This is a genomic window from Streptomyces sp. DH10 (assembly GCF_029813805.1).
Lineage (GTDB): Bacteria > Actinomycetota > Actinomycetes > Streptomycetales > Streptomycetaceae > Streptomyces > Streptomyces coeruleofuscus.
On the sequence record NZ_JARVKU010000005.1, the window covers coordinates 136,055 to 153,050 of the forward strand.

Annotated in this window: 18 protein-coding genes; 9 read left to right on the forward strand and 9 right to left on the reverse strand. The window is 72.8% G+C overall.

Going from position 1 to position 16,996, the window contains the following annotated elements; genetic code table 11:
* Positions 1-10: 10 nt before the first annotated feature.
* Complete coding sequence (locus tag QC385_RS12440; RefSeq protein WP_279541354.1) at positions 11-1,633, reverse strand: AMP-binding protein; 1,623 nt, start codon at positions 1,631-1,633, stop codon at positions 11-13.
* A gap of 127 nt (positions 1,634-1,760) precedes the next feature.
* On the opposite strand from QC385_RS12440, the gene QC385_RS12445 reads away from it, so the two are divergent.
* The 4 genes from QC385_RS12445 (at position 1,761) to QC385_RS12460 (ending at position 5,102) form a co-directional block, all read left to right on the forward strand.
* Positions 1,761-3,107, forward strand: coding sequence for an acyl-CoA dehydrogenase family protein (locus QC385_RS12445; RefSeq protein WP_279541355.1), 1,347 nt, complete (start codon positions 1,761-1,763; stop codon positions 3,105-3,107).
* Positions 3,104-3,502 carry a RidA family protein gene (locus tag QC385_RS12450; protein ID WP_279541356.1) on the forward strand — a complete coding sequence of 133 codons (399 nt, stop codon included), beginning with the start codon at positions 3,104-3,106 and terminating at the stop codon, positions 3,500-3,502. Before QC385_RS12445 ends, QC385_RS12450 begins: the two co-directional genes overlap by 4 nt.
* 104 nt (positions 3,503-3,606) lie before the next feature.
* On the forward strand, positions 3,607-4,059 hold the full coding sequence (locus tag QC385_RS12455; RefSeq protein WP_279541357.1) for a DUF6299 family protein: 453 nt from the start codon (positions 3,607-3,609) through the stop codon (positions 4,057-4,059).
* Positions 4,060-4,229: 170 nt separating this feature from the next.
* Positions 4,230-5,102, forward strand: a complete 873-nt coding sequence (locus QC385_RS12460) for an LLM class flavin-dependent oxidoreductase (RefSeq protein ID WP_279541358.1) — start codon at positions 4,230-4,232, stop codon at positions 5,100-5,102.
* Between the two features lie 25 nt (positions 5,103-5,127).
* Here QC385_RS12460 and QC385_RS12465 read toward each other — a convergent pair whose 3' ends face one another.
* The 6 genes from QC385_RS12465 to QC385_RS12490 form a co-directional block, all read right to left on the reverse strand.
* Entirely contained in the window at positions 5,128-5,439 is a 312-nt protein-coding gene (locus tag QC385_RS12465) for an ArsR/SmtB family transcription factor (protein WP_279541359.1), read from the reverse strand.
* 66 nt (positions 5,440-5,505) lie between these two features.
* Positions 5,506-5,805, reverse strand: a complete 300-nt coding sequence (locus tag QC385_RS12470) for a hypothetical protein (RefSeq protein ID WP_279541360.1) — start codon at positions 5,803-5,805, stop codon at positions 5,506-5,508.
* 146 nt (positions 5,806-5,951) lie between these two features.
* Entirely contained in the window at positions 5,952-6,716 is a 765-nt protein-coding gene (locus QC385_RS12475; protein ID WP_279541361.1) for a class I SAM-dependent methyltransferase, read from the reverse strand.
* 90 nt (positions 6,717-6,806) lie between these two features.
* Positions 6,807-8,003, reverse strand: coding sequence for an aminotransferase class V-fold PLP-dependent enzyme (locus tag QC385_RS12480; RefSeq protein WP_279541362.1), 1,197 nt, complete (start codon positions 8,001-8,003; stop codon positions 6,807-6,809).
* Between the two features lie 5 nt (positions 8,004-8,008).
* Positions 8,009-9,328 carry a pyridoxal-phosphate dependent enzyme gene (locus QC385_RS12485; protein WP_279541363.1) on the reverse strand — a complete coding sequence of 440 codons (1,320 nt, stop codon included), beginning with the start codon at positions 9,326-9,328 and terminating at the stop codon, positions 8,009-8,011.
* Positions 9,325-10,791, reverse strand: coding sequence for a Y4yA family PLP-dependent enzyme (locus tag QC385_RS12490; RefSeq protein WP_279541364.1), 1,467 nt, complete (start codon positions 10,789-10,791; stop codon positions 9,325-9,327). Before QC385_RS12490 ends, QC385_RS12485 begins: the two co-directional genes overlap by 4 nt.
* Before the next feature lie 353 nt (positions 10,792-11,144).
* Here QC385_RS12490 and QC385_RS12495 point away from each other — a divergent pair, with 353 nt between their 5' ends.
* The 3 genes from QC385_RS12495 to QC385_RS12505 all read left to right on the forward strand — a co-directional run bounded on the left by QC385_RS12495 (position 11,145) and on the right by QC385_RS12505 (position 13,573).
* A complete protein-coding gene (locus tag QC385_RS12495) occupies positions 11,145-11,825 on the forward strand; it encodes a response regulator transcription factor (RefSeq protein WP_279541365.1) in 681 nt (226 codons plus the stop codon).
* Between the two features lie 135 nt (positions 11,826-11,960).
* Positions 11,961-12,659 carry a class I SAM-dependent methyltransferase gene (locus QC385_RS12500; protein ID WP_279541366.1) on the forward strand — a complete coding sequence of 233 codons (699 nt, stop codon included), beginning with the start codon at positions 11,961-11,963 and terminating at the stop codon, positions 12,657-12,659.
* A 299-nt stretch (positions 12,660-12,958) separates the two neighbouring features.
* Positions 12,959-13,573 (forward strand): hypothetical protein, encoded by a 615-nt coding sequence (locus QC385_RS12505; RefSeq protein WP_279541367.1) that lies wholly within the window; start codon positions 12,959-12,961, stop codon positions 13,571-13,573.
* Between the two features lie 5 nt (positions 13,574-13,578).
* On the opposite strand, the gene QC385_RS12510 is transcribed toward QC385_RS12505, so the two are convergent.
* Entirely contained in the window at positions 13,579-14,133 is a 555-nt protein-coding gene (locus QC385_RS12510) for a DUF488 domain-containing protein (protein ID WP_279541368.1), read from the reverse strand.
* Between the two features lie 85 nt (positions 14,134-14,218).
* Positions 14,219-14,995 carry an SDR family oxidoreductase gene (locus QC385_RS12515; protein ID WP_279541369.1) on the reverse strand — a complete coding sequence of 259 codons (777 nt, stop codon included), beginning with the start codon at positions 14,993-14,995 and terminating at the stop codon, positions 14,219-14,221.
* A 128-nt stretch (positions 14,996-15,123) separates the two neighbouring features.
* Between QC385_RS12515 and QC385_RS12520 the strand changes: the two genes are divergently transcribed.
* The gene (locus QC385_RS12520) at positions 15,124-15,996 is read left to right on the forward strand and encodes a helix-turn-helix transcriptional regulator (protein ID WP_279541370.1); all 873 of its coding nucleotides are present in this window, start codon (positions 15,124-15,126) and stop codon (positions 15,994-15,996) included.
* On the forward strand, positions 15,993-16,838 hold the full coding sequence (locus tag QC385_RS12525) for an oxidoreductase (protein WP_279541371.1): 846 nt from the start codon (positions 15,993-15,995) through the stop codon (positions 16,836-16,838). The genes QC385_RS12520 and QC385_RS12525 overlap by 4 nt, the downstream gene beginning before the upstream one ends.
* The last annotated feature ends 158 nt before the right edge of the window (positions 16,839-16,996 follow it).

Genomic DNA, 16,996 nt, shown 5'->3' on the forward strand with positions numbered 1-16,996 from the left:
GTCGTTCGGGTCACTCCCGGTCGCTTTCGGTGCCGCCGTCCGGGAGCTCTCCCGTGCGCAGCCTGAACCGCTGGAGCTTGCCGGTGGCCGTGCGCGGCAGCGCGTCCAGGAAGACGATCTCGCGCGGGCACTTGTACGGCGCCAGCTCGCTCTTCACGAAGGCGCGCAGCGCTCCGGCGTCCCGTTGCGCGCCCTCCTTGAGGACGGCGAAGGCCACCACGACCTGCCCGCGGGACTCGTCGGGCCGTCCCACGACCGCCGCCTCCACCACGTCCGGGTGCCGCAGCAGCGCGTCCTCGACCTCGGGCCCGGCGATGTTGTACCCGGCCGAGATGATCATGTCGTCGGCGCGGGCGACGTACCGGAAGTAGCCGTCGGCCTCGCGGACGTAGGTGTCGCCGGTGATGTTCCAGCCGCCTCGTACGTACTCCCGCTGGCGCGGGTCGGCGAGGTAGCGGCAGCCGACCGGTCCGCGCACCGCGAGCAGCCCCGGCTCCCCGTCGGGCACCGGCTCGCCGTGTTCGTCCTGCACGCGCGCGTGCCAGCCCGGCACGGGAACGCCCGTCGTGCCGGGCCGGATCCGCTCGTCGGCCGCGGAGATGAAGATGTGCAGCAGCTCGGTGGCGCCGATGCCGTTGATGACGCGCAGGCCGGTGCGGTCGTGCCAGGCCCGCCAGGTGGCCGCCGGCAGGTTCTCGCCGGCCGAGACGCAGCGGCGCAGGGACGAGACGTCGTACCCGTCGAGCTCGCCGAGCATCGCGCGGTACGCCGTAGGGGCCGTGAACAGCACGGACACCCGGTGGCGGGCGATGGCCGGCAGCAGTTGCCCGGGACCGGCCTGCTCCAGCAGGAGTGCGCTCGCCCCGGCCCGCAGCGGGAAGACCACCAGCCCGCCGAGCCCGAAGGTGAAGCCGAGCGGGGGACTGCCCGTGAACACGTCGTCCGCGTCGGGCTTCAGGACGTGCCGGGAGAAGGTGTCGGCGATGGCCAGGACGTCCCGGTGGAAGTGCATGCAGCCCTTGGGACGGCCGGTGGTGCCGGAGGTGAAGGCGATCAGCGCGACGTCGTCGGCCGCCGTGCCGACGGCCTCGTACGGGGTGCCGGGCGCCGGGCGGTTGAGGAGGTCGTCGGGGGCGTCGCCGCCGTAGGTGGTGATCCGCAGGTGGGGGATCTCGGCCTTGGCGAGGTCGTCGACGGCCCGGACGTCGCACAGCGCGTGCCGGACGCGGGCGATCTCGCACATCGTGCTCAGCTCGTGCGGGCGCTGCTGGGCGAGCACGGTGACCGCGACGGCCCCCGCCTTCAGCACGGCCAGCCAGCAGGCCGCGAGCCACGGTGTGGTGGGGCCGCGCAGCAGCACCCGGTTGCCGGGGACGACGCCGAGTTCGCCGGTGAGCAGGTGCGCCACACGGTCGACGCGGGCGCGCAGCTCGGCGTACGTCCACGGCTCTCCGGCCGGGGTGAGGAACGCCGGGCGGTCGCCGGGCGGGCCGTGGAGCAGTTCGGCGGCGCAGTTGAGCCGTTCGGGGTAGCGCAGCTCCGGCAGGTCGAAACGGAGCTCGGGCCATTGGTCCGGGGGTGGCAGATGGTCACGGGCGAAGGTGTCGACGTGGGCCGTACCCCGTGGATTCATACGATTCGCCCCCTTGGCGTGGTGGGCTCGCCTCTGGAGCGTATCGTGTTGGTGACGACAGTCAACGGTCCGCGATAACCTCGGAGTGGCCCGGCCGGAGGCAGGGGTGGCGGAGAAGGGACCGGCGATGACCGCATTCTCGCTCGAACCCGCACAACTCGCCTGGTGCGCCGAGCTGCGCGCCCTCGCCGCGGAGCGGCTCCGCCCGCTGGCCGAGAAGGGCGAACCGGGCCGTGTGAACCGTGCCCTGCTCGCCGAACTCGGCGGCCTCGGCCTGCTCGGCCGGCTCTTCACCTGCGGCGCGCTCGACCTGTGCCTGATGCGCGAGTCCCTGGCCTACGCCTGCACGGAAGCCGAAACGGCCCTCGCCCTCCAGGGCCTGGGCGCCCACCCGGTCCACGCCCACGGAACGGAGGCCCAGCGTGCCCGCTGGCTCCCTCGCGTGGCCGACGGCAGCGCGGTGGCGGCGTTCGCGCTGAGTGAGCCGGGGGCGGGGTCGGATGCGGCGGCGCTGGGGTTGCGGGCTGAGCCGGACGGCTCACCGGGGGTGGGGTCCGATGGTGGTTCACCGGGGGCGGCGTCCGGCGGCGCAACCGAGGGCACTCGGGCTCCTGCCGGCGGCTCTCCGGGATCCGGGCGCGCGGTCCACGACTCGCCGCGCGATGCCCACGACTCACCGCACCTGGTCCACGACTCACCTCACGTGGCCCACGACTCGACGTCCCCCGCCGAGCTCGCCGCCGCCCCCGACGGCCCCACCCGCTGGCGTCTCACAGGGGAGAAGTGCTGGATCTCCAACGCCCCCGAGGCCGATTTCTACACCGTCTTCGCCCGGACCACCCCGGGGGCAGGGGCGCGCGGCGTCACGGCCTTTCTCGTGCCGGCCGACCGGCCGGGGCTGACCGGTGCCGGGCTCGACATGCTCTCCCCGCACCCCATCGGCGCGCTCGACTTCGACGCCGTGCCGGTGACGGCCGACGACGTGCTCGGGGAGGTGGACCGGGGGTTCCGGGTCGCCATGGGGACGCTCAACCTGTTCCGCCCCAGTGTCGGCGCCTTCGCCGTCGGCATGGCCCGGGCGGCGCTCGACGCGACCCTCGCGCACACCGCCGGGCGGGACGCCTTCGGCGGCAAGCTGAGGGACCTTCAGGCCGTCTCCCACCAGGTCGCCGAGATGGCCCTGCGCACGGAGGCGGCCCGGCTGATGGTCTACGCGGCGGCGACGGCGTACGACGAGGACGCCCCGGACGTGCCCCGGCGCGCCGCCATGGCGAAGCTGCTCGCCACCGAGACCGCGCAGTACGTCGTCGACACGGCCGTCCAGTTGCACGGCGCCCGCGCGCTGCGACGTGGTCACCTGCTCGAACACCTCTACCGGGAGGTGCGCGCCCCACGCATCTACGAAGGGGCCAGCGAGGTCCAACGCGGCATCATCGCCAAGGAGTTGTACGCAGCCCACCAGGAGGCCCGGTGACCACCGAACGCGTCAACCCGCCCGGCCTCGCCCCGCCGGCGGGCTTCTCGCACGCCGTTGTGGCCTCCGGGTCCAGGGTCGTGTTCCTGGCGGGGCAGACCGCCCTCGACGGCGACGGCAAGGTGGCCGGCGCGACCCTGACGGAACAGTTCGAGAGGGCCCTCACCAACCTGCTGGCCGCCCTCACCGCGGCCGGCGGTACCCCCTCCGACCTGGCCCGCGTCACCGTCTACGCCACGGACGTCGCCGAGTACCGCGCCCACGCCCGCGAACTGGGCCGCCTCTGGCGGAGACTGGCGGACCGCCACTACCCGGCCATGGCGGTCGTCGAGGTCGTCCGGCTGTGGGACGAGGAGGCGTTGGTGGAACTGGACGGCTTCGCGGTGCTGCCGTAAGGACGCGGCGGACTCGCCACCGAAGGGGTGAGGGTCACCGGTGTCGGGCCGAAGGCCCGGTACGAGTGGAAGCCGCCGTTCCACTCCTCTCGGGAGGTTCCCCCATGCGTCTACGTCCCCTTCTCGGCGCGGCGGCCGGTGCCGCGCTGCTCCTGCTCACCGGCGCCACCGCGGCGACCGCCACCGCGGCGACCGCCACCGCGGCACCCGTCGCGTACGAGGCCGTGACAGTCGACTCGGTGGGCCGGATCGCCGCCGACGGCACCGTCACCTTCTCCGGTACCTACCGCTGCCAGAGCTCCAGCGGCCCGGTCTTCGTCAGCTCCTCCGTGAGCCAGGGCGTCTCCACCACCCGTCACGGCATCGGCGGCACCCGGGCCGTGTGCGACGGCGCGGAGCACCGCTGGGTGAACACGGGCCGTCCCATGCCCGGCGCGCTCGCGCCCGGCGCGGCCCACGTCGAGGCCACCCTGATGGAACTGCGTACCTTCAGCGGCCTGCCGCTGCCCCACTTCCACGCGACGCACGGCCAGGCCGTCACCCTGACCCAGGACTGAACACCACGGTGAACGGACCGGTGAGCGGCCCGGGTTCGCGGGGAGCTCACCGGTCCGGTCCGGGGCGGGCGGTGACGTGCGCTTCCGCCGACGAGGAGTCTCACGGCGTCAAGATCCCAGCAGCGTAAAGCAGTTGTTCACCCGGGAGCACCAAGGGTAGGTAAGGGCCCATGACGACTCTTGGTGCTGTTTTCCGGCCTCAGCTGCCCCCCGAGAAACTGCGTGACATAGCCCGCACCGCCGAGGCGGCGGGGCTGGAGGAGCTGTGGTTCTGGGAGGACTGCTTCCTGGAGGGCGGGATCGCCACCGCGTCCGCCGCGCTCGCCTGGACCGAACGGCTGCGGGTCGGCATCGGACTGCTGCCCGTGCCCTTGCGGAACGTCGCCCTCACCGCGATGGAGGCCGCCACCCTGGACCGGCTCTTCCCGGGGCGCTTCACGCTGACCGTCGGGCACGGCGTGCAGGACTGGATGGGACAGGCCGGAGCGCGCGCCGAGTCGCCGGTCACGCTGCTGCGCGAGTACCTCGAGGCGCTCCGGGGGCTGCTGCGCGGCGAGCGGGTCACCACTGACGGGCGGTACGTGAAACTGGACGACGTCGGCCTCGACTGGCCCCCGCCCACCGCTCCCGAGGTGCTCGCCGGCGTCACCGGCCCCCGCTCCCTGCGCCTGTCCGGCGAGGCCGCCGACGGAACGCTGCTCAGTGAGGCCATTCCGCCGGACGGCGTGCGAGAGGCCCGCCGGCTCATCGACGAGGGCCGCGCGACGGCCGGTCGCACCGGCTCGCACCGGGTGGTGGTCTATCTCCTCACCGCCACCGGGCCGGACGCCGCCGCCCGCCTCCAGGCCGAGCGCACCGCCTCCGGCACCGACAAGGTCCCCGGCCTGGGAGTCGCCGGCGACGCCGCCGCGGTGGCGGAGGCCGTTCAGCGCCTGGTCGCCGCCGGTGCCGACACCGTCGTCCTCGAACCCACCGGCGACGAGCCGGACCCCGAGGGCTTCGTCCGCTTCGTGGCCGAGGGCGTCCGCCCGCTCGTCCCGTAACCCGCGACGAGATGCACCCGGTGCGCTACTCCTGCGCGTGCCGGATGGCATCAAGCACGATGTGCGCCACGTGGTCGTCGGTGAGGGTGTACCGGGTCTCGCGGGCCTGACGCCGGGCGGTGACGATCCGGGAGGTCCGCAGCACCCGCAGATGCTGGGAGACCAGCGGCTGGCTCACCCCCAGAGCCGTCACCAGCTCATGGACGTACTTCCCGCCGGCGGACAGCTCCCGCACGATGCCCAGCCGTACGGGCGAGGCCAGCGCGCGCAGCAGCTCGCTGGCCGCGTGCAGGGTCTGGTCCGGATCGTCCGTCGAGGGAGAGGGCGTCGTTATCATATGCACACATTAGCATATGACAACGATTTCCAGTTTGCCCGGACGGTCGCCGTGGGGCGGGGCTCGTCAGTGGTCGTCCCAGTGTCCCTCGTGGGCAGCGTGCCGGTGGCCGTCGTGCACGTAGTCGGTGTGGTCCTCGTGCCGCACGGCCATGTGGCCGCAGTCGTCACCGTGCTGGTGGTCGTGGTTCTGGTGCACCGCGTGGCCGCCGTTCGCGCACTCGTCGACGTGGCCGTCGTGCATCCGGTGAATGTGGCCGTCGTGGGCGTAGTCGGTGTGGTCGCCGTGCGCGAAGGAGGCATGGCCGCAGTCGTCGCCGTGAGTGTGCGCGTGGTTCTCGTGCGTGATGTGCTGGGCGGTGGTCATGGGGTGGCTCCTTGCGTGTGCTGGTGCTGCCCGCGGCGCTTCGGCCGGGCCGTCATGGCGACATTAACATATAGCGATTCCTGCATGTATTGTCCGGGTGCCTCGCGCCGCCCGCCAGTCGAGGGCGGCGCAGGGGTGACGCCGGGTCAGCGAACCGCGACGACCACGCAACTCTCGCCGTACTGCCAGACCGGGCCCGCCGTGGCGAAGCCCGCCTGCCGCAGCAGCTCCAGATGGGCGGAGAGGGGGAGTTCGGCGGGGCGGCCGGTGCTCGGAGGCGCCTCGCGGCGGCGGCGCTCGGCGAGCAGGTCCGTCAGCTCGGGGTCGTCGGCGACGGCGGCCCACCAGGAGCCCCAGTCCTCGTGCGCGAACACCCGCTGCCGGTCGGCCCGGCACTGCCCGACATGGGCGGCGATCCCGGCCGGGCCCGTGTCGTCCTGGGGGAGGTGATCGCCGTTGACCAGGACACCGCCGGGCCGCAGCAGCGCGGCGAGCTGCCGGTAGACGCGCAGCAGGGTGTCGCGGTCGAGGTAGTGCAGGGCCGTCGTGGAGACGGCCGCGTCCAGGGGCCGGTCCAGTTTCAGGGCCCAGGTCCAGCCGGGTGCGCCGATCTCGGCGTCGACGTAGCGGGCCGCGTCCGGGTGGTGGGTCCGGCCCAGCTCCAGCAGCACGGGATCCCGGTCCACGGCGACGATCTCCGCGTCCGGCAGCCGCCGGACCAGCCGGGCCGCCAGTGAGCCGGGCCCGCAGCCCAGGTCGACGGCGAGGGGCCGGGAGTCCTGCCCGGCCGTGACGTGCTCGACGACATCGGCGATCACCGTGAACCGCTCCTCGCGGTCGACCGCGTACCGCTGCTGCTGGAGCTCCCAGCGCTCCACCCACCGCTCCGCCGTCGCCAGACTCAGTCCCATCCGGTCGCGCCACCTTGCCGTCTCGCACCTGACTCTTTCCGGACCGAGCCTACAGGTGGAAACGGTTCCCATTATGCCTAGTTGGGGGAGTCACTGGAGTGAAGCGAGGACGGACAGCAGCCGGTCGATCTCCTCAACGGTGTTGTATACGTGCAGACTCACACGGACCGAACCGGTCCTCTCGCCCGCTTCGCCCTGGCAGTGGTTGTCCGAGCGGACCATGAAACCGTGGCTGAAGAGGATGAAGCCCAGGTCGCCCGAGTCGATGGCGCGGTGCCGCAGGGTGACGATGCCCTGGCGCCGCTGCACGGCCGAGTCGGCGGCCAGGCTCAGCGGGCAGCCGAGGATCTCGTAGGCGTCCAGATGGCGCAGCCCCTCGGTGAGCTGGGCCGCCAGGGCGACCGTCCAGCGCTCGACGCGTTCCACACCGGCGGCGTCCAGCCAGTCCAGGGCCGCTTCGAGGGAGGCGATGCCCACGGTGTTCGGGGTGCCGCTCCACCCGCCGGGCGTGAACGCCGGGCCGCGTTCCTGCCGGGCCCACACCGCCCCGGTACCGGGCAGGGCCAGCGCCTTGTGCCCGGAGAGGACGACGAAGTCGACGTCCAACTCGGCCACGGACACCGGCAGATGCCCCACGCTCTGCGCCGCGTCCAGACAGATGACCGCGTCCGGACCGACCGCCCGGCGGATGCGCTGCACGTTCATGTCGCCGCCGTAGACATGGTGCACATGGGTGGTGGCGACGAACCGGGTGCGCGGGCCGGCCCGTTCGGCCAGCGCGCGGTGGTCGTAGTCCCCGGAACCGCTCTGGTACGGCATCGGCATCACCCGGACGTGCACGCCCTCGCGGGCGAGCAGCCGCTGGGCCTCCCGCCACGGCTCGATGTTGGCCTGGTGGTCGGCGTCCGGTACGACGATCTCGTCGCCGTCGCGCAGGAACCCCGGCAGCCAGTCGCGGGCGATCGAGCGCAGCCCCTCGGTCGTGCCGCTCGTGAAGTGGACGGCGGAGCGCTCGGTCTGGTGATCCCCGAGGAACCGGGCGACGCGCTCGCGGGTGCGCTCGACCAGTTCGGTGGTCCGGTTGGCCCATGTGTAGGTACCGCGTGCCGCGTTGGAGTTGCTGGTGGTGAGATACCTCTGCACGGCGTCCAGGACGGCCTGCGGCTTCTGTGCCGTCGCCGCGCTGTCCAGGTACGCCAGCTCCGGGTGCCCGGTGACGATGGGGAACTGGTCGCGCAGCGCCTGCTGCCACTGGCGCAGATCGTCGCGGATCGCGGGTGCGGTCATGGCGGTCAGTCCCGCACCAGGGGCGCGCCCGCGTCCCGCCAGGCGATGATGCCGCCGGCCAGGCTGCGGACGTCGGGATGGCCCATCCGGGTCAGCAGCGCCGCGTACCGCGCGGACTGCTCGCCCACCGGGCACGCCAGCAGCACCGGCCGGCTCCGGCTGAACGGCAGGCCCCCCTGGAGGAGTTCGGCGAACAGCTCGTCGACGATGTTGACCGAACCGTCGATGTGCAGCGCCGCGTACGCGAACGGGCTGCGCAGGTCGACCACGAGCGGCCCCTCGGCCGCGATCCACCGCCGGGCCTCGGCCACCGTGACCGACGGCGTCCCGCCGACCTCCGCGTCCGTCAGATCGGCCGGCGAGTTCTTCCGGGGCGGCCGGCCCAGCAGGTCGGGCCGCCGCTGCCGGACGTAGCTCAGATAGCTCTCCACGCGGTCGCAGACGATGAACACCGCGGTCCGGCGCTCGGTCAACTCCTCGTCGACAGCGCGCAGATGACGGACGGCCCCGTGGTAGGCGGCGCCTCCGGTCGGCCCGCCCAGGATGCCGCAGCGGCGGTTCAGGGTCAGCATCCCCTCGATCGCCTCGTCGGAGCTCACCGACTCCATCGTGTCGTACGTCTCCGGGTCGAACAGGCCGACCTCCTGCACTTCGTCGATGGTGCGGATCCCGGGTATGAAGTCGGACTTGGCCGCCACCAGTCCGACCACCCGCACCGAGGGGTCCTCCTCCCGCAGCGCGCGGGCCACGCCCGTGGAGGAACCGGCCGTGCCCACGCAGGCGACGAACCAGTCCGGCACGCGGCCGTCCAGGTCCTTGACGATCTCCGGGCCGGTGCCGGTGAGGTGCGCCTCGGTGTTGCGCGGGTTGAAGTACTGGTCGGTGTGCAGGTAGGTATTGCCGGAAGCGGACAGCGTGCGGTGGAAGAGGGTCAGCGGGTCGTCCGTCGCGGTCGGGTCCAGACACTCGCTCTGCCCCGGCAGCTCCTCGATCTGAGCGCCGAGCAGCAGCAGCAGGTCCTTGATCTCCGGCACCCGCATCCGGTTGGTGACGCTCTTGAAGCCCAGGCCGTGCATGCCCGCGACGACCGCCAGCGCCTTCGCCGTGTTGCCGCTGGACAACTCCACGACCTGGCTGCCGTGTTCGACCGCCTGGTTCAGCAGCGGGCGCGCCATGTTCCAGGCCGCCCGGTCCTTGACCGAGCCGAAGGGGTTGAGCATCTCCAGCTTGGCGAACAGGTCGATGTTGCGCAGGCCGTGCACGGCCGGGTCGATCCGTACCAACGGGGTGTTGCCTATCGCATCGGTGATGCTGTCGTACCTCACTGAGCTCCCCCCGAGGGCGTGATCGGCCAGAACTGGTCGTCCAGGCACCAGCGCCAGACGTCGCCGTCCTGCCAGGCGGCGACCTTGCGGGCGGCGGGCTGATGCTGGGCGCGGGTGGCGTGGAAGTCCATGGCGTAACCGGCGGTGTTGGCGAAGGCCAGCAGGTCGCCGGGGACCGGGCGGCGCGGCAGGAAGACCGTGCGCCGGGTGATCAGATCGGTCTCCAGACACAGGCCGCCGAAGAGGTGGACGGCGACGGGCCCCTCGCCCGGCCCGGCTCCGCTCCTGGGGATGACGACCGGGTCCATCAGCACTCCGTGGTCCTCCAGGGCGATGTCGTCCGCCTTCGCGGCCAGTCGTACGAGCAGTGCGCCGCCCGCCTCCTGGGAGCGGACCTCCAGCACCCTCGCCAGGGTCAGGCCGCACTGGTCCAGCAGCGCCCGGCCGGGCTCGCTGTGCAGGTCGTACAGGTGCTCCAGCAGCAACGCGGCCAGCGGGCGCCCGCCCAGGGAGGCGGCGGGCTGGGCCAGCAGCTCGTCCAGATAGGCCGCTCCGGCGACGGACCGGTGCGCGGGGTAGAGGCCGAGCACGCCGCGCACGGTGCCGGACTCGTTGCGCAGCCCGTAACCGTGCCCGCCCCAGGTCAGCGGCGGGCGGCGGCCCAGGACCGCGGCCGTGAGCGCGCTCGTGTACGCCTCCCACTGCTCCCGCTCGGCGAGGTAACTGACGCCGAACCCGCCCCCGATGTCGACGGCCCGGGGCCGCAGCCCCCGGCTCCGGCACGCCTCCAGGGCCGCCAGGGAACCTTCGAGGGCGGTCGCCTTCTCCGCGACGCTCGTGGTGTCCAGGTGGTAGGCCACCCCCGTCAGCTCGACCGCGTCGCCGTGCCGCTCGACCGCCTCCAGCAGGGAATCCAACTCCCGTACGGGCGTGCCGAAACGGCTGCGCCGGCTCAGCACCTTCACCCCCGACGTCTCGAAACCCGACAGCCGCAGCAGCACCCGCACCGGGGCAAGCGTGTGTTTGCGCACCAGCGCTGCGAGCCGGTCCAGTTCGTCGACGCCGTCGACTCCGACCGTCACGCCCGTACGGGCCGCGAGCCACAGGAACTCGGGGTTCTTCGGCCCCGTGGCCGTGATCCGGTCGGCGGTGAAACCGGCCCCCAGCGCGTGCTGCAACTCGCCCAGCGACGCGACGTCCACGCCCGCGTCCGTGGCGGCGAGCCGGCGCAGCAGCGCACTGGACCGGCTCGCCTTGTGGGCGTAGTAGACCTGGCCGGACAGGTGGTGTGCCCGGTACACGGACCGGAACCGCTCCAGGTTCTCGGCGATCTGGTCCGGCACCACGACGTGCAGCGGTGAACCGAGCCCGTCGGTGAGCGAGTGCAGCGTCCCGGCCGCCGCCAGGAGCGACCTGAGCCGTGGTTCGAGTCGGGGTTCGAGATACAAGGGTTGGTCGTCCATGCGCGCTCCCTCCCCTGTAGCGGCACGCGCCCGGCATCCGGGCACGTCCGACACTCCCCGCGTTTCGCCGTATAGCCCATATCCATTCTTCGGTCGCTTTACGCCCTGTAAGGCCCGGGCCTGTCCCCGCGCCGGTGTGAAGGGGATCACGGTTTGGCCGGGCGGCGCGCGCCCGGCGCGGGACGGCTGCATCCGTCGTTCGGCCGAGCCGTCGCAGGTCGGACCGGTGTGTCGTGGCCGTTCGGCCGAGGCGGCGGCCCCGCGCCGCGGCACAGAGTGGGCCGCTGTCCGCCGTCCCCGGCAACGGGTGGCCGGGCCGCACGGGTTCGCGTGCCGGAACGGGAGAAGTGAACATGGTCGTACGAGTGGTCGTCGTCGACGACCAGGACATGGTGCGCTCGGGATTCGCCGCACTGCTGTCCGCGCAGAGCGACATCGACGTCGTGGGGGAGGCGCCCGACGGCCGGCGCGGGGTGGAGGTCTGCCGCAGCACCCACCCCGACGTGGTGCTGATGGACATCCGGATGCCGGAGATGGACGGTCTCGAGGCGGCCCGGCGGCTGCTCGATCCGCCGCCGGGCGTGACGCACCGGCCCAAGGTGCTGATGCTGACCACCTTCGACCTCGACGACTACGTCTACGAGACCCTCCAGGCCGGCGCCAGCGGCTTCCTGCTCAAGGACGCCCCGGTCGCCGAACTCGTCCAGGCCGTCCGGGTGATCGCAGCCGGTGACGCCCTGCTCGCCCCCTCCGTCACACGCCGCCTCATCGAGGACATGACCCGCCGCCGCCCCCGGGCAAGGCGGCAGGCCCGGCTGCGGCTGAACGGCCTCACGCCCCGGGAGACCGAGGTCCTCGGGCTGGTCGCGCGGGGCCTGTCCAACACGGAGATCGCCGGGACGCTGGTGGTGGCCGAGCAGACGGTCAAGACCCACATGACCCGGCTGATCGCCAAGCTGGGTGCCAGGGACCGTGCCCAACTGGTCGTTCTGGCCTACGAGTCGGGGCTGGTCGTGCCCGGATCGGCCGACTGAGCCGGCAGGCCCCTGTCGTTCGGGTCATACCCAGGTGCGACGCCGCACTTGGCACCCGGGTGTGACGTGCGGCCCGCCTCCCGCGCCCTACCGTCGCCCCGCCCTGACCACGGACCGGTACGCACGGAGCGCCACATGCACCAGCCCCTCGACATCGACCACGTCGTCCGCCTCTACCGCACCTACGCCGACGACCTCGACCGGGTCCGCGAGGAACAGCGCGTGCTGCTCGCGCCGCCGCATGCGATGAAGGCCCAACTCGACGACCTCGAGGCGGAGATCACCTATCTGCTGCTGCGCGAGGCGCGGCCGGAGACGGTGGTGGAGATCGGCACGTTCCACGGCTGGTCCACCACCTGGATCCTGCGCGCCCTGCGGGACAACGGCACGGGCCACCTGTACTCGTACGACGTGGTGGACCACGTCCTGCGCGAGGTGCCCGGCCGACTCGCCGAGGGACGCTGGACGTTCACGCAGGGGGACGTGCGGGAGAACCTGGAGAAGGTCCCCGACACGGCGGACTTCCTGTTCATCGACGCCGCGCACTCGGCGCGCTTCGCTTGCTGGTACGTCCGGCACCTGCTGCCGCGCATGCGGCCCGGCATACCCGTGTGCGTCCACGACGTGTTCCACGGGCGCCGGGCGCTGCCGTTCACCGAGGGAGCGGTGGTGCTGCGCTGGCTCGCAGAGCGGGGGAGCCGGTACTTCACCGCGTCCCGGGCGCACGCCCCCGAGATCCACGACCGGCTGAACGACGTCAAGCGGCGCCTCGCCCTGGGGCATTCCGTCAAGGACAGCACGGACAACCCCATGATCTTCTTCACCCTGTCCTGAAGCCCGCCCCGGGCCCGCCCAAGAGGCCGCCCTGCCCGCGATCAACCGGCGCCCGCGCCGCCTGCGTCCGCCCCCTCATCGTCCGCCCCGGGCTCGCCGAAGGTTACTCACAGTCTCCCCAGAGACTCCACCAGCCGCACGCATGCGCCGGTCTTCGGCGGGCGGACCCCTGTAGCGCGCCGGTGACATTCGGGACGAACCCGTAGCAGGTGTGCAGGGCAACGTATGCGCAGGGTGACGGGTCTTCATGGGTGCAAGGGCGGAAGCCCGCGCATCCACACGAAGACCATGGGGGAAACATGCAGGTCCGTACTCGAGGCATCCGTACCACCGTGGCCGCGCTGGCGGCCGCCGCCGGTGTCGCCGCGGTCGCCGTCCCGGCCGCCGCCGCACCGGCCTACGACACACCCCGGTTCCTGAAGCCGGCCGAACTGCCGCCGCACCCGACCTCGCCCTGGTACGCCGGTCCGGTCACCGCCGGTCAGCCGGACCCGCTGCCGGTGTGCGTGGGCGAGGCCCTGCCGTCCATCGCCTCCCACCGCTCGTACTGGACGGAGTACGACACCAGCGCCCAGCAGATCACGGTCGTGGAGCGCGACGTGCAGCGTGCCAAGGACTTCGCGGCGCTGCTGCGCAAGGACATCGCCGGCTGCGCGAAGAAGCTCATGGAGCAGGACCCGGACATCACGGCGACGCAGAAGAGCTACGGCCGGCTGAACGTCGAGGAGGGCGCCCATGTCTACGGCCTCCACACCGCTTCGGCGTGGGGTTCCTCCGACATCGGCCTGTTCTCGGTCGGCCGCGACGGCAGGACCGTGACGGTGGTCCTGTGGGGCCAGATGGGCAACTTCCAGCACGCCCAGGTGTCCGACTTCAAGGCCACCACCGTCACGGCGGTCAACAAGCTGTACTGACGGGCTCAGCCGCGACCCGGCCCTGTGCTGCCGTCGTGACCGTCGTACACGAGGAGCCCGTCGTCGCGCAGTCGCGCGCCGGGCGTCGGCGCGTGGACGCTGAGGCGCCCGTCGTGCATGAGGTGGTGAGCCGGTACGCCGCGGGCGAGCACCGCGAAGTCGGCGATCAGCCGGCGGTGGCAGCGCCACCAGACCGCCTCGCTGCACATCACGGCGGTGCGGCCGTGTGAGGCCTCGCGCAGCACCCGGTCCATCGCGGTGACGAACTCGGGGGACCGGGTGTGGGCGGCGTAGCCCCGGAAGGAGGCGTTGCGCCACACGGTGTCCGGGCTGTCCACGGGAGGTCTGCGGAACCCGCCGAGAGCGGGTTCCCACCGGTAGGCGATGCCGCGGCCCGGCATCCACTCGGCGAGCCGCCGCCGCGACAGGTCGGGGTCGCGGCGGCTGCCGGGAGCGGTCCGCACGTCCACGACGGCCGTGACGCCGGCGCGGCCCAGCAGATCGGCGATCCGGTCCCGATCGGCGGTGCTGTGCCCGAAGGTCAGCAGGAGCGCGTCCACATCGCCGGACTTTCCCGTTCACGCGGATCCACACCTGACGAGGAGAACCGCGTGCCCGAGCTCCGCGCGCTGTACGGGGCGCGGATCACCCCTGCCGCACCGGTACCACGACCATCTCAGCGACATTGACGTGCGGCGGCGCCGACACCGCGAAGGCGATGGCCTCGGCGATGTCCTCGGCGGCCAGGGGCCCCACGCCGGAGCGCAGGCGGGACAGGGTCTCGCGCATTCCGAGGTCCTGCATGTCCGCCCCGAGTTCGGTGCCGGTCACGCCCGGCTCGATGTTCTTCACGCGGACACCGCGCGGTCCGAGTTCGGCACGCAGGTTGCGGGTGAGATGGGCGACGGCCGCCTTGGTGGCGCAGTAGACGGACCAGTCGGGAAAGAGGGCGTGCCCGCCCACGGAGCCGACGTGGACGAGGTCCGCCGGGCCGCCGCGGGCGCCCACGGCGAGGAGGCCGTCGGCGAAGGCGCGGGAGGTGTGCAGCAGGCCCCGCAGATTGACGTCGATCATGCGGTCCCACTCGTCGGACCGGGCGCGTTCGAAGGGCGCGCCGAGCATGACGCCGGCGTTCGCGACGACCAGGTCGACGGTGCCGAGCGCCCCGGCGACGGCGCGGGCGGCCTCCGGCACGGCCTCGGCGTCGGTGAGATCGACGGCGACCGGCAGGACGGCTCCGGGGGCGTCGCGGCGCAGTTCCCGGGCCAGCGCCTCGAGGCGGTCTTCGCGGCGGCCCAGCAGCGCGACGCTCGCACCGCCGTCCGCCAGGCGGCGTGCCGTCGCGGCACCGATCCCGCTGGAGGCGCCGGTGACGACCGCGACGCGGCCGGTGAGGGGGAGGGAGTCAGAGGTGTGTGTCATGCCGTCCACCGTGCGTCCGGCGTGCACCCGTGACCAGGCCGCACCGTCCCGAGGAAAGCGGATCGTAGGAGTGGCGCGGCCACCTTGCGGGCTCCCGCCGCCCCCCGGCCGGACCTACGGTGGACGGCATGGACAGCGACAACCGGCTCGGCCGGTTCCTGAGTGCCCGGCGTGCCCTGGTCAGCCCCGAGGAGTCGGGGCTGCCAGCCGGGAGCCGGCGCCGGGTGGCGGGCCTGCGCCGGGAAGAGGTCGCGATGCTGGCGGGGGTGAGCGCCGACTACTACGTCCGTCTGGAACAGGGCCGGGAACGGCACCCCTCGGCGCAGGTGGTCGACGCGCTGGCCCGGGCCCTGCGGCTGGAGGACGACGCGGTCGAGCACCTGCACCGGCTGGCACGCCCCGTCGCCGCCCGCCCGCGTGGCCGCACGCGGCCGGAGCCGGTGAGCCCGGTCCTGCTGCGCATGATGGAGGGCTGGCACAGCACTCCGGCGGTGGTCCTGGGCCGCTGCCTGACCGTGCTGGCCCACAACGCCCTGGGGCGTGGGCTGTTCGCCGGTCACACCCACAGCGGGGACCTGCTGCGACTGGTCTTCCTCGACCCGGACGCGCGGGAGTTCTACCCGGACTGGGACCGAGTGGCGGTCAACACGGCGGCCGGGCTGCGGGCCGCCGCCGGCACCGGCCACGACGACCCGCTGCTCATCGCGACGGTCGGTGAACTGTCGTTGAAGAGCGAGGAGTTCCGCCGACTCTGGGCCCGCCACGACATCCGCCAGAAGACCCGTGAGACCAAACGCTTCCGGCACCCGCAGGTCGGGGAACTGACGCTGGACTACGAGTCGCTCACCGTCAACAGCGCCCCCGGCCAGCAACTCGTCGTCTACCAGGCGGCCCCGGGCAGCCCGTCCGAACAGGCGCTCAGCCTGCTGGGCAGCCTCGGCGCGGGCGAGCAGCACCCCACCGAAACGACTGCTGAATCAACCAAGGACTTTCGCACATGAACGACAGCACACCCGTCTGGTTCATCACCGGCTGCTCCAGCGGCCTCGGCCGCGCCCTCGCCACCACCCTCCTCGAACGCGGCCACCGGGCGGCGGTCACCGCCCGCGATCCGCGCACCGTCGCCGGCCTGGCCGCCGGCCACGGCGACCGGGCCCTCGCCCTGGCCCTCGACGTCACGGATCCCGCTCAGGTCGCCGAAGCCGTCGAGCGCGCGGAAGCGGAGTTCGGGCGGATCGACGTCCTGGTGAACAACGCCGGCTACGGCTATCTCGCCGCCGTCGAGGAAGGGGAGGACGCGGACGTCCGGGCGCTGTTCGACACCAACGTCTTCGGGCTCGTGGAGACCACCCGGGCCGTCCTGCCGGGCATGCGTGCCCGCCGGGCCGGTCACATCGTGAACATCTCCTCCCTCGGAGGCCTGGCGGCCTTCGGCGCCACCGGCTACTACCACGCCACCAAGTTCGCGGTGGAGGGACTGTCCGAGTCGCTCGCCGCCGAAGTCGCCCCGCTCGGCATCGGGGTGACGATCGTCGAGCCCGCCGCCTTTCGCACCGACTGGTCCGGCCCCTCCATGCGCCAGTCGGCCACCGTGATCGAGGACTACGCGGCGACCGCCGGCGCGCGGCGTGCCGCCACTCTTGCCACCTACGGCCACCAGCCGGGCGATCCGCTGCGGGCGGCCGCGGCCGTCATCGACGCCGTCGAGTCACCCGAGCCCCCGTTGCGTCTGCTGCTGGGGAAGGCCGCGTACGACATCGCCACCGCGCGACTCGCCACGCTCCGGGCCGGCTTCGACACCTGGCGGGACGTCACGGTCGGCGCCGACTACCCGGCCGCCTGAGCGATGCCCGGGTGTGTCGGAACCCGTCGGCACCACCCCGTTCCGCGCGCCATGGAGGGCGCTTCGATGGCCCAGGCGTCCACGACCGACCTCGAGGCCGGTCGGTCCGTCTCTGCCGGGTTCCACACAGACCGGACTCGGTCTGTGACGCTCGTGCA

Coding starts and splice junctions, on each gene's coding strand:
- QC385_RS12440 (WP_279541354.1), bottom strand. CDS start 1,633: ATGAATCCACGGGGTACGGCCCACGTCGACACCTTCGCCCGTGACCAT.
- QC385_RS12445 (WP_279541355.1), top strand. CDS start 1,761: ATGACCGCATTCTCGCTCGAACCCGCACAACTCGCCTGGTGCGCCGAG.
- QC385_RS12455 (WP_279541357.1), top strand. CDS start 3,607: ATGCGTCTACGTCCCCTTCTCGGCGCGGCGGCCGGTGCCGCGCTGCTC.
- QC385_RS12460 (WP_279541358.1), top strand. CDS start 4,230: ATGACGACTCTTGGTGCTGTTTTCCGGCCTCAGCTGCCCCCCGAGAAA.
- QC385_RS12465 (WP_279541359.1), bottom strand. CDS start 5,439: ATGATAACGACGCCCTCTCCCTCGACGGACGATCCGGACCAGACCCTG.
- QC385_RS12470 (WP_279541360.1), bottom strand. CDS start 5,805: ATGACCACCGCCCAGCACATCACGCACGAGAACCACGCGCACACTCAC.
- QC385_RS12475 (WP_279541361.1), bottom strand. CDS start 6,716: ATGGGACTGAGTCTGGCGACGGCGGAGCGGTGGGTGGAGCGCTGGGAG.
- QC385_RS12480 (WP_279541362.1), bottom strand. CDS start 8,003: ATGACCGCACCCGCGATCCGCGACGATCTGCGCCAGTGGCAGCAGGCG.
- QC385_RS12490 (WP_279541364.1), bottom strand. CDS start 10,791: ATGGACGACCAACCCTTGTATCTCGAACCCCGACTCGAACCACGGCTC.
- QC385_RS12495 (WP_279541365.1), top strand. CDS start 11,145: ATGGTCGTACGAGTGGTCGTCGTCGACGACCAGGACATGGTGCGCTCG.
- QC385_RS12500 (WP_279541366.1), top strand. CDS start 11,961: ATGCACCAGCCCCTCGACATCGACCACGTCGTCCGCCTCTACCGCACC.
- QC385_RS12505 (WP_279541367.1), top strand. CDS start 12,959: ATGCAGGTCCGTACTCGAGGCATCCGTACCACCGTGGCCGCGCTGGCG.
- QC385_RS12515 (WP_279541369.1), bottom strand. CDS start 14,995: ATGACACACACCTCTGACTCCCTCCCCCTCACCGGCCGCGTCGCGGTC.
- QC385_RS12520 (WP_279541370.1), top strand. CDS start 15,124: ATGGACAGCGACAACCGGCTCGGCCGGTTCCTGAGTGCCCGGCGTGCC.
- QC385_RS12525 (WP_279541371.1), top strand. CDS start 15,993: ATGAACGACAGCACACCCGTCTGGTTCATCACCGGCTGCTCCAGCGGC.